Source organism: Draconibacterium halophilum (assembly GCF_010448835.1).
Lineage (GTDB): Bacteria > Bacteroidota > Bacteroidia > Bacteroidales > Prolixibacteraceae > Draconibacterium > Draconibacterium halophilum.
Map to the genome: position 1 here is coordinate 1645249 of NZ_CP048409.1, position 12728 is coordinate 1657976.

The window sequence follows — 12728 nt, forward strand, 5'->3', positions numbered from 1 at the left end:
AATTAAATGACATGAAGATGAAATTTCTAAAATATAGTACCGGCGTTGCAAGTTTAATTTTAATACTATTTACTTCTTGTAACGATTTGGATTTGGCACCAACAAATAAGTTTACAGAAGCCAATTACTGGTCGTCGCCCGAAAAAGCCAACATGGTTTTAAATATGGCCTACAGTCAGATGTACAATTCGGGTTATTTCTTCTCTACCGAAGCGCTAAGCGATAATATTTATGAAGGTCGTGGATCGAGCTCAGAGAAAATAATTTCTTCGGGACAGGCCGATGCTTCAAACAACCGTTTTGCCAACGAATGGAGAGATTGTTACGGCGGAATTAAAACCTGTCATACTTTTCTCGAAAATGTTGATCGCGTAGAAGGAATGGATGAAGACCTGAAAGCAAGAATGAATGCCGAGGCGCGTTTTATCCGTGCTTATTTGTATTTCCGTTTAACTACATGGTACGGCGATGTTCCGTTATTCGAAACCGATATAACATTGGATGAATCGAAAGAGATTGCACGTACTTCGCACGAAGAAGTGCTGGCTTTTGTGCGCAACGAGCTTGATGCAGTTGCCGCTGTATTGCCAACAAACGAAGAATACGGTGAAGAAGATGCCGGCAGAATTACTGCCGGAGCTGCTGTGGCACTTAAAGCGAGAACATACTTATACAGTAACGATTGGCAAAATGTGGTGAACACTTGCGAAGAGTTGATTAACTCTGATCAGTATGGTTCATACAGTTTGTTCCCATCGTACGAAGGAATTTTCCTTCCTGAAAATGAATATAACGATGAAGTGATCCTGGATTTGGGTTACGTACCGTCGTTGCGCACCTGGGGAGAATACTTTGATTATGCACCACTTTCAGTGGGAGCACGTGTAAATCAAATGGCTCCAACACAGGAATTGGTTGATGATTACCTGATGATGAACGGAAGAACCATTGATGATGCAAACTCGGGATACGACGAGAACGATCCGTATGTTCGTCGCGACCCACGTTTAACAGCAACTGTGGTTTATCATGAATTTCCATGGCGTTTGCCTGACGGAACAATCCAGACCATTTATATCAAACCGGGCACTGCGCCTGATGAATCTGCCGAAGTAGATGAATACAAAGGTCAGGGTACCAACTCTACATCAACAGGTTATTATATGCGTAAGTATTACGATCCGCAGTCGTTGGCAGCCTTTACTTCGGGCCTGAATCTGATTTTGATTCGTTATGCCGACGTGCTGTTAATGTACGCCGAGGCTAAAAACGAATTAAATCAAATGGATGAAAACGTTTGGAATTCAACAATTAAAGCCTTGCGCGAACGTGCCGGATTTTCGGATGCCAGCGCATTAAACTTTGATGCTTCGTTAAGCCAGGCTGATCTGCGTGAGACTATACGCCGCGAACGCCGCATAGAACTTGCTTTGGAAGGTTTACGAATCTTTGATATTCGTCGTTGGGAAACTGCTGAAACTGTTTTGGATGGTAATCCACACGGAGCTCAGTATGGCGATCCAAGTATCGACAACGGTTATATCAGGCTCGATGTACGTTCATTTAATCCTGAACGGGATTATTTATGGGCGGTTCCGCAGTCGCAAAAAGATTTAAATCCAAATCTTGGTCAAAACCCAGGCTACTAATTTAAGTGATTCAAAAAATGAACAATAAACACAAACATATACCGATTATGAAAACACTAATTTTTAAACTTACTATAATAGCTTCTTTGCTTATCGCCTTTGTAGGATGTGAAGACGATGTACTAAGAGATACACGTGTAACAGCGGTACAGACCTTGTATGAACCAGCAGCGGATGCATCAATTGTATTACAAACTTCTGCTTCGGCTGCTGTATATTTCGAATGGGAACCTGCAAAAGCTGAAGACAGCGGAATGGTGCTTTACGAAGTGGCTTTTGATGTTGAAGGTGGCGATTTCTCGGAGCCGATTTACAAAATGGCATCGGATAATAACGGAGGTTACAACCATGCTACAATTTCGCACAAACAATTGAATAAAATTGGTGCGCTGGCGGGTATTGGTTCTGCCGAAAAAGGTAAAGTTATCTGGACCGTTTTCTCTTCAAAAGGAATTAATGATTTGAAAGGAGAGGAAGTACGTACAATGGAGATTACCCGTTTGGCAGGTTTCGCCGATGTTCCTGTTGATGTTTACATTACAGGTGCAGGTTCTGAAGGTGGTAGCGATTTGGCGAACGCAGGTATTATGAAAGGTGTTGCTCCGGGTGAGTTTGAAATTTACACCGAACTTACTGCCGGCGAAGAGTACTTCTTTACCGATGGAAACGCAGGCGACACTCGTCAGTTCTACATCGAAAACGGTGTGATTAAAGAAGGAGCTTCAACAAGTACAGTTGAAAATACAGCAGTTTACCGTATCAATATCGATTTTAATGTTGGTTCTGTAGTAATGACTGAAATTGTTGACTTCCAGTTGCATTTTGCTCCAACTGATGAATACTTATTCTCATTGGAATACCAGGGTGGCGGTATCTTTAAAGCAAGCAACCAGCCGCTTGAATTCAAGCAGGAAGGTTGGGGACGCGATGAGCGTTATAAATTCAGAATGACTGTTAAAGATGCAGATGGTAACGATGCTTACGAATGGTGGGGTACATTGAATCAAACCGATGGCCGCCCAAGCGGAAACGAAGAATATTACTACATGGCACCTGTTGCTGAATCGAGATGGGACGACAAGTGGAAATTCGATGGAATTATGGATATGGCCTACATCGATGTAATTGCCTATTTCTGGGCAGAAGGTCCATATACACACAATGTTATCAAAGTTGGTGATCAATAGATAGAGTTAAGGTAGAAAACTGGGGCAGGGGAAACCTTGTCTCAGTTTATTTTTAAAATTGAGGTATGAGTAAAAGATTGATAGTATTAGCGATAATTGGCCTGTTTGTTTTCCAGGCATGTGAGAAGGATGAAGTTGATCCGGGAAATGGGGGAGGAGAAGAAACTCCAATAAGCTGGGCGGCGGCTGCCGACAGTAGCAGCTCGTCGTTTATCTATTCATACTGGAATCCGGCAGCAGCATATTTTCATTACAATAACCTGAATAACACTGATTTTCACTACTGGCCGCAGGCTCATGCGCTGGATGTTGCCATTGATGCCTACGAAAGAACAGGAGACAATTTTTACCTGACTACCATTGACGATTGGTACGAAGGTGTGAAAGCCAAAAACGGCAACACGTTTTTAAACGTTTTCTACGACGATATGGAATGGAATGCACTGGCCATGTTACGTGCATACAATGCAACCAACCAGGAGCGTTATAAAACCGCGGCTATTTCGGTGTGGGAAGACATAAAAACCGGATGGAACAATAATGCCGGTGGTGGTATTTCGTGGAAAAAAGATCAGCCATACAGCAAAAACGCCTGTTCAAACGGACCGGCCTCTATTTTGGCTGCACGACTTTATCAGAAGTTTGGCAATGAGGAGGATAAAGAATGGGCGCTAAAAATTTACGACTGGGAAAAGGAATATCTTTTTAATCCTGCCAACGGAGCAGTTTATGATAATATTGACAGTCGTACCGGAAATATTCAAAAAGCCTGGATTTTTACCTATAACCAGGGAACATTTTTGGGTTCGGCCCTCGAATTATATAACATTACGGGCGAGAAAAGTTATTTAAACGATGCGCAAAAAGCCGCCGACTATACACTGAATACTTTGGTAAATGGCAGCGACCGACTGTTAAAAGATGAAGGTGCCGGCGATGGTGGTTTGTTCAAAGGAATATTTGTGCGTTATTTTACACAACTCATTCTTCATCCCGATTTATCAGATGGTACCCGGAACCGCTACCTGCAATTTCTGAAATACAATGCAGAAAAACTGTGGCAGGAAGGAACCGATAAAAATAAATTGCTTTACGGAACATATTGGAAAAACAAACCGGGAAGCACCAGCGATTTAACAACGCAAACCAGTGGAGCCATGTTAATTGAGGCCGCCGCTTTATTGGAAGCCGAAGGACTGATTAACCCTTAATCGGATCTTATTTGATTAAAAGAATAACAAAGCAAATGATACGATCGGTATTTATTGGAGTAGCGTTTCTGGTATTGGTTTTATGTTCGGTGCATGCGAAAGGACAATCCTATGTGCTGAAATTCAATACCTCTGAACCCGAAAGTTATATCGATTGCGGAAATTTTGATGAATATGTTTCCGGTGATTTTACCATCGAAACACGGATGTATATAGACAGTTGGGCCGGAAACTACATACTTGCCGATGAATCGTGGAACGCTGCTTCCGGTTCTGTTGGTTTTGCATTTCGGTTTAATTCAAACGGAAACGTAGAAGTAAATGTGGGAACCGGAGAATGGGAAGCCGTTACAAGTTCCGGAAACCAACTCGAAACAGGCAAATGGCAACATGTTGCCGTTTCTGTGAGTACCAACAATGAGGTGAAAATTTTTATAGATGGTATATTGGTTGGCAACGGAACCCTGAGTAAACCAATGATTGCATCGGGAACCCACGTTTTTATGGGCGAAGGTTCTGCGTGGAAAAACCGCCGTTTGGATGGGAAATTATCCGATTTCAGAATTTGGAATACAGCTCGAACTGCAGAAGAAATTAACTTAAATAAAGACATTCAACTCAACGGCAACGAAGATGGCCTGGTAGCCAACTGGCTGTTGAACGAAGGACAAGGCGATTCTATAATTGATCTCACCTCGCAGCATAATCTGAAAAGAGGAGCAGGGACAGAATGGACGCAAAAAGACAATATTCTCGTTAACGGAAGTCTGAAAATTTTGGACAGTGGAAAAGACTCGGTGTTGTTAAGTGTTGCCGGCGAGGATATTACCGATTGGAGCGTGACTGCAGCCCAAATCCCAGGCGAGTTTTTATTCCGGAAAGTTGACGACCAATCTGCATACCTAGTTTATTATGCAGAAACTTCAAGCTATCAAAACGATACAATTTCAATAAAAGCTACAACTGTAAATGCTGCTGATATTGAAGCGCAGGTGGCTGTTGATTTATACGATAATAAATACCAGTACTTTGGTGAAAAATTACTGGATCAGATACAACACGAGTTTTACAACAAAAGCAATGGTTTGTATGCTGAAGCGATTGATGAATCATCAAATTTTAAACAAGCAAGCAGTTTTGTTTGGCCGGCTTCGCATATGTTACGGGCATTAACAAATGCCTGGAAATTAAATCCTGAAAAATACGAAAATCTTCTGTTTAACTACCTGTCGGCTATCGACACGTACAAAGTTACAACAGCGGGAAGAACCGGTTATGCTGTTCTTCCGGGAAATACAGGAAACCGTTTTTACGATGACAACGGACAGCTGATGATGCCGTTCAGTATGATTTATGATCAGGCGCAAGATGCTACCGCTCTTGAAAATCTGAAAGTGGCCTACGAGTTTAACAACGAAATTCGCGACAGCCGCTACGCCATTCCGCAGCACGAAGATCAACTTGGCTTTGGAATGTTATTTTCCATGTCGGTTAATTACACCAGTTACGCCGCTGCCAAATTGTATCATTACACAGACGAAACCCGATACCTAAACGAAGCATTGACTTATTACGAGTTGGAGAATAATTTTGAGGTAAAGATTAAAGATTCGAACACAAAACTGTTTAACCAGGCCAGTTATTACCAAAACGGCAGCTGGTCGCTGAATGGTACAGTTAACGGAAATCAGGCCTGGGGAGGAGGTTATCGGGCCTACCAAACCACGGTTGTTATTCAAAATGCAATTCTTTTGTATCAGTTAACAAACGAACAAAAATACCTTGATGATGCCAACGAAATGATGAACAGTTGTATCGATCGTTGGTATAAACCGGGGCAAGGCTTAAGCGAGATTTCTTTCTGGGGTGGCGATGATATGATAGATGCTTTGTTGGATATGTACCGGGAAACGGCGGATGATAGATTTTATACCATTGCGGCCGATATTATGGATTTTCTAAGTGCCTACAACAGAGATAAGCGTGGTTACTACGCAAGTAGCTATAACGATGTGGATGGAAAATGGAATCTGAACAGAATAAACGAAAATCCTTCAGAAATCGGTATGATGGGGCAGGCTGCTGCCGCTTCATCGTTTTTAAATGTTGCTTACAGCACTTTGAATCCGGTTACTGATGTAGACGAAATTGAAATTTCCGAAAAAAGACAAATGCTAACTATATTTCCCAACCCGGTTTTGGCGGGCGAGGAAATCAGCATTCATTTGCCGGAAAAAACAGAGACCGAATGTGATCTGTATTTTTATAACCAGTCGGGGCAGTTACTGCAAAAGCACAATTCTATAGAGCTAAGCGATGGAGGCAAAGTTTATTTTCGTCCGGATGTAAGCACTCCGGGAGTGTATTTTGTTAAGCTTATTTCGGGGGAGAATACGTACACCACAAAAATATTAATACACTAAATTAGAAATACATAATTTCATATTTGAACCAACTAAAAATGATACGAACAATTCTACTAATTACATTTATTTTTGCAATGGTTGGCTGCCATACGGCAAGTAACCATTCCAGTCCAAATAATCCTGAAAAGCTTACCCAATATGTGAATACGTTTCTGGGTACTGCCCCTTTGCAAGACAGCATCGACTGTGGTTACAATCCGCCAAAAGACTGGCGTGTGTGGGCCGGATTAACTTATCCGGGTACTTCGTTGCCAAATGCCATGGTGCAATTGAGCCCAATTACCGAATGGCACAGCGGAGCCGGTTACGAGTACGAAGACGATGTTATTTTAGCTTTTACACACACCAACAAAGGCCACTGGAATTTGTGTCACATACCGGTACTTCCGGTTACTGACGGTTATACCGCAAATGATTTTGGATCAAAATTCAGCCACGAAAACGAATCGGCTGAACCGGGTTATTACCAGGTGAAACTCGATCGATACGGAATTAACGTGGAGCTTACAAGCACCTTGCACTGCGGTTATCATAAGTACGAATATCCAAAAGGTAAACCGCAAAACATGATTTTGAACCTGTCGAAATCGAACGAACGGGTGCGCGATTGGAATATTGAACAGGAAGGCACCAATGTTATTAAAGGATTTCAGCAAACAGGCGAAAAAATATATTTCTATGCCGAAACCAACCGGACCATAGTAAACCTTGAAACAACCGGCGACGGACGAGATGAAGTCGCCGTTGTTTCTTTTAACGAAGCGGAATCGGACGAACCGCTGGAGCTTAAACTGGCGCTTTCGTTTGTAAGCATCGAAAATGCGAAGCAGAATCTGGAAGCCGAGATAGCGGGGAAAAGTTTTGAAGGAGTGAAGACTGAAGCTTCGCAAACCTGGGAAAATTTGCTTGCAAAAATTAAAGTTGAAGGCGGTACCGAAAAAGAAAAGGAGTTGTTTTATTCCTCGTTGTACCGTTCGTTTTTGTGGCCTGCATTGCGCAGTGATGTAAACGGCGATTTTACAGATGCAACCGGGAAAATTGTAAATAAAGGATTTCGTTACTACACCAATCCTTCGCTTTGGGATACCTACCGCAACAAACTGGTTTTGCTCGGAATGCTTTCGCCCGATGTAACTGCCGATGTTATTCAGTCGTTGATTGATAAAGGCGAAAAAACAGGTTTTATGCCTACCTTTTTTCACGGCGATCATGCAGCACCCTTTATCTCCGGTTCGTACCTGCGCGGAATTCAGGACTATGATATTGAAAGCGCTTACCAGCTGTTGCTGAACAATGCAACAAAAGAAGGAGGTACACGTCCGCATATTGCCGAGTATATCGAAAAAGGATACATTTCGACTCCTGAAGTTCAAAATCCACACGTGGAATCGAAAGCCAAAGCCGGTGTGACCAAAACGCTGGAGTTTGCTTACGACGATTATGCCGTGGCACTTCTCGCAAAAGAACTGAATAAAACTGATGATTATGAGATGCTGATGAAGCGTACTTCAAATTACAAAAACCTCTTTGATCCGTCAACCGGGTTAATGCGCGGACGCCTTGAAAATGGTGATTGGGTATCGGACTTTAACGCAGAATACCCGTATTACGAATACATGTACCGCGAGGCCAACGCCTGGCAGTCGTCGTTTTTTGCACCACACGATACCAAAGGTTTGATTGACTTGTACAAAAGTGAGGCGGAATTCGAGGAAAAGCTGGATTCGTTGTTTTCAATTCCATGGAACAGTTCGCACATTGCCCGCAACGTTTCGTCTTTTATCGGCCAGTATTGCCACGGAAACCAGCCCGATCACAGTTTCCCATATTTGTACACTTTTATCGGAAAGCAGGAAAAATCGCAGATGTACCTCGATAGTATTATGAACCGTTTTTACGGAATGGGCGAGTGGGGGAATGCGCTTTGCGGAATGGATGATGCAGGAGAAATGTCGGCATGGTATGTATTTGCGGCCATAGGAATTTATCCTTACTCACCGGCCGATGCAGAATACATTGTTTCGGTTCCGATTTTTGATTCTGTGAAACTGGATTTGGGCGAAGAATCACAAGTTACCATTACAAAAAAGAATGGGGGGAGAAAGATTAATGATATTACCATTGACGGAAACCAGCTTGACGGGTACTTTGTGTCGTACGATCAACTGAAAACCGGCAATGAATTAATTATTTTAGCCGAATAAGATAAACATCGAAATAGTTATAAAACCAATAATAATGAATTCAAGAAGAGATTTTTTAAAAGCAGGAGCATTAACAGTTGCCGGAATAGGAATTGCCGGAAGTTCATCGGTTTGGGCCGCAACAGGTAGAAAAAACTATGTAAGCAATCGTCCGGCAGCCGGCGAACGTAATTTTGTATCGAAAGCAGTGGAAGAAACAATTGCAGCAGCAAAAGCAAAAATTAAAGATCCGAAACTGGCCTGGATGTTCGAAAACTGTTTTCCAAACACTTTGGACACAACGGTAGAGCATGGTACGCTGAATGGTAAACCCGATACCTTTGTAATTACAGGTGATATTCACGCTATGTGGTTGCGTGATTCTACTGCTCAGGTTTGGCCTTATATGCCACTTGCCAATCAGGATGAAAAATTGAAAACCTTGCTGGCCGGTGTAGTTCATCGTCAAACGCAATGTGTTTTGCTCGATCGTTATGCCAACGCTTTCAACAAAACAAAGGAAGAAGAAGTGCACTGGATGAGCGATATGACCGATATGAAACCCGGTTTACACGAACGCAAATGGGAAATTGATTCGTTGTGTTATACCGTTCGTTTGGCCTACAATTACTGGCTTACTACCGGCGACAAGAGTGTTTTTGATGCCGACTGGCAAAAAGCAGCAGCTTTAATCATAAAAACCTTTAAGGAACAACAGCGCAAAGATGGCCTGGGACCTTATAAATTTCAGCGCGAAACGCCTCAGCAATTAGATACAGTTGCTAATCATGGTTATGGCCGCCCGTTAAAACCGGTGGGATTAATTAACTCAACTTTCCGTCCTTCAGATGATGCAACTACTTATGGTTTCCTGATTCCTTCAAATATTTTTGCAGTTGTATCATTGAAACAAATGGCTGAGATTAGCAATGAAATTACAGGTGATAAGGCATTTGCAAAAGAATGTTTGGCTTTATCAAAAGAAGTGGATGCGGCAATTAAGGAATATGCCATTGTAGAGCATAAAAAATACGGAAAAGTTTATGCTTTTGAGGTAGATGGTTTTGGTAATCATACGTTTATGGACGATGCTAATGTGCCAAGTTTGCTGGCTTTGCCTTACCTCGGCCTGGTTGATAAAGACGATGAAATTTACCAGAACACACGCAAACTGGTTTGGAGCCAGGACAATCCATATTTCTTTAAAGGAAAAGCAGCCGAAGGAATTGGCGGGCCTCACGTAGGTTACGACATGGTTTGGCCGATGAGTATTATTATGCGTGCTATGACGAGCTCGGATGATAAAGAGATAAGCTGGTGTATTAAAACACTGCGCGATACGGATGCCGATACCGGTTTTATGCACGAAACTTTCCATAAAGACGATCCTGCAAACTTCACCCGTTCGTGGTTTGCGTGGGCAAATACTTTGTTTGGCGAGCTTGTTTTAAAATTGGTGAATGAAGGGAAAGAAAATCTGTTGGAGGTTTAAACTCTATCAATTAATACATTAAAAAAACTTAGACCAACCAAAATGAAGTTAAGAAACAACCTGATTTTTAAACAGTTCGTTCTTATGGCTTTTGTGGGAATAGTATTGTTTTCCTGCAGCCAACAATCAACAATACAAATAGAAGAAGCGGGGCTGGAGTTTCGTGCTCCCGCTTACCCATTAATCACCATCGACCCGTATACCAGTGCATGGTCAATGTCGGATAATTTATTCGATACACCAGTAAAACACTGGACCGGCAGAAACCATTCGCTAATTGGCGCGGTTCGTGTCGACGGTGAAACGTATCGTTTCCTTGGCAAAGAAGAAATTCCATTGGAGCCGGTTGTTGCCAATGCCAAGTTTGAAGCCTGGGAAGGAAAATACCTAACGCAGAAGCCTGCATCTGGCTGGGAAAAACCAGAATTTAAAGCTACCTCGTGGAAAAGCGGAAAGGCAGCTTTTGGTACGCCAGGTATGAGTGAAACAGCTACTCCATGGGAAACCGAGCATATTTGGGTACGACGCCAATTTACAATGCCCGAAGTTAGCGAAGCAAGCGATCTGTTTCTGGTGTATTCGCACGACGATGATTTTGAATTATACCTAAACGGGAAAAAAATTGTAAATACCGGCAACCGTGCAAAAAGCGGTGTTATATTAAAGCTGGATAGGAACCTGCTAAACATTGGTGGCGAAAACTCCATTGCAGCGCATTGCTGGGATCGTGGTGGTTTGGCTTATGTCGATTTTGGAATTTTCAAAGAGAGCGATGCAAAACCTGTTTTTACCCAAACTGCGGTTCAAAACAGTGTGAAAATTACCGCCACACAAACCAAGTACGATTTTACTTGTGGCCCGGTAGATTTGCGCGTGGAGTTTGTTTCACCGTTGCTGATGGACGATCTTGATCTGCTTTCACGACCGGTAAACTACATCAATTACGAAGCGGTTTCAACCGACGGGGAATCGCATGAAGTGGAAGTTTATTTCGAAGTTACTCCTGAGTGGGCGGTAAACGAATTAAGTCAGGAAGTAGAAGTTGCAAGTGGAAAAACGGGAAATATTAGTTTCTTAAAAACAGGAACTACCGAACAACCTGTTCTGGAAAAGAAAGGTGATAATATCCGCATCGACTGGGGGTATTTTTATCTGGCATCGCCGGAAACTGAAAACAAAACACTGGCAATTGGCGATTTTGCCGGAATGAAAAAAGCTTTTGTTGAAAGTGGAAAAGTGAATGCAGGACAGGATAAAACTACTGCTGTATTGTCGAAATCAATGCCGGCAATGGCTTGTACTGATGCCATTGGCGAGGTTTCAGCAAAACCTGCAAAAGGATACATAATGCTGGCATACGACGATATTGAGTCGATCCAGTATTTTGGCGATAACTTGAAAGCCTGGTGGACAAAAGATGGTCAGGTAAGTTTTGATGCGGTGCTAACTTCTGCGGCAAACGATTACCAAAATATTATGGAGCGTTGCGATGCCGCTGATAAAGCAATTTACGAGGACGCTTTGGCTGCAGGTGGCGAAAACTATGCACGTTTGTGTTTGCTGGCTTATCGTCAGTCGATTGCAGCACACAAACTGGTAAAAGACACCCAAGGAAACATTCTTTTCCTTTCGAAAGAAAACTTCAGTAACGGTTCAATTGGTACTGTTGACGTAACTTATCCGTCGGCTCCATTATTCCTGAAATACAATCCCGAGTTGTTAAAAGGAATGCTGAACCCGATTTTCTACTACTCAGAAAGCGGAAAATGGACCAAGCCTTTTGCGGCGCACGATGTGGGTACTTATCCCTTAGCCAACGGACAAACATATGGTGGCGATATGCCGGTTGAAGAATGTGGGAATATGCTGATCCTGACAGCGGCTATTGCCGATGTGGAAGGAAATGCCGATTACGCAAATGAGCACTGGGAGGTGCTTACTGTGTGGGCCAATTACCTGATGGAAAACGGACTTGATCCGGAGAATCAATTGTGTACCGACGATTTTGCCGGTCACTTTGCACACAATGTAAACCTTTCGGCAAAAGCAATTATGGGAATTGCCAGTTACGGAAAATTGGCCGAAATGTTGGGTAAAACAGATGTGGCCGAAAAATATACTTCTGAAGCAAAAAGTATGGCGCAGGAATGGATGAAGATGGCCGATGATGGCGATCACTATCGTTTAACCTTTGATAAACCGGGAACCTGGAGCCAGAAATACAACATTGTTTGGGACAAACTGCTTGGTCTTGGAATTTTCCCGTCGGAAGTGGCACAAACCGAAATTGCCTATTACCTGACTAAACAGAACACCTACGGCTTACCGCTGGATAACCGTAGAACGTATACCAAATCAGACTGGATTGTATGGACAGCCACTTTAGCCGACGATACCGAAACTTTCCAGAAATTTATCGATCCGGTTTACGCTTTTGTTACTGAAACACCTGACCGTGTTCCAATGACCGACTGGTACGAAACACCCGATGCAAAACAGGTCGGCTTTCAGGCACGTTCGGTTGTTGGTGGATATTTTATTAAGATGTTGGAGGAATAATAAAAAATTAGTTGAAGACTG

Annotated in this window: 7 protein-coding genes; all 7 read left to right on the forward strand. The window is 42.7% G+C overall.

Annotated elements, in window-relative coordinates; genetic code table 11:
* Nucleotides 1–11: 11 nt before the first annotated feature.
* Nucleotides 12–1649, forward strand: coding sequence for a RagB/SusD family nutrient uptake outer membrane protein (locus G0Q07_RS06655; protein ID WP_163345348.1), 1638 nt, complete (start codon nt 12–14; stop codon nt 1647–1649).
* A gap of 47 nt (nt 1650–1696) precedes the next feature.
* Nucleotides 1697–2836 carry a SusE domain-containing protein gene (locus G0Q07_RS06660; protein WP_163345349.1) on the forward strand — a complete coding sequence of 380 codons (1140 nt, stop codon included), beginning with the start codon at nt 1697–1699 and terminating at the stop codon, nt 2834–2836.
* A 65-nt stretch (nt 2837–2901) separates the two neighbouring features.
* Nucleotides 2902–4047 carry a glycoside hydrolase family 76 protein gene (locus G0Q07_RS06665; protein ID WP_163345350.1) on the forward strand — a complete coding sequence of 382 codons (1146 nt, stop codon included), beginning with the start codon at nt 2902–2904 and terminating at the stop codon, nt 4045–4047.
* A gap of 35 nt (nt 4048–4082) precedes the next feature.
* Nucleotides 4083–6470, forward strand: coding sequence for a LamG-like jellyroll fold domain-containing protein (locus G0Q07_RS06670; protein WP_163345351.1), 2388 nt, complete (start codon nt 4083–4085; stop codon nt 6468–6470).
* 38 nt (nt 6471–6508) lie between these two features.
* Nucleotides 6509–8677 carry a GH92 family glycosyl hydrolase gene (locus G0Q07_RS06675; RefSeq protein WP_163345352.1) on the forward strand — a complete coding sequence of 723 codons (2169 nt, stop codon included), beginning with the start codon at nt 6509–6511 and terminating at the stop codon, nt 8675–8677.
* A 34-nt stretch (nt 8678–8711) separates the two neighbouring features.
* Nucleotides 8712–10148, forward strand: a complete 1437-nt coding sequence (locus G0Q07_RS06680; protein ID WP_163345353.1) for a glycoside hydrolase family 125 protein — start codon at nt 8712–8714, stop codon at nt 10146–10148.
* 42 nt (nt 10149–10190) lie between these two features.
* Nucleotides 10191–12707 carry a glutaminase domain-containing protein gene (locus G0Q07_RS06685; protein ID WP_246222999.1) on the forward strand — a complete coding sequence of 839 codons (2517 nt, stop codon included), beginning with the start codon at nt 10191–10193 and terminating at the stop codon, nt 12705–12707.
* The last annotated feature ends 21 nt before the right edge of the window (nt 12708–12728 follow it).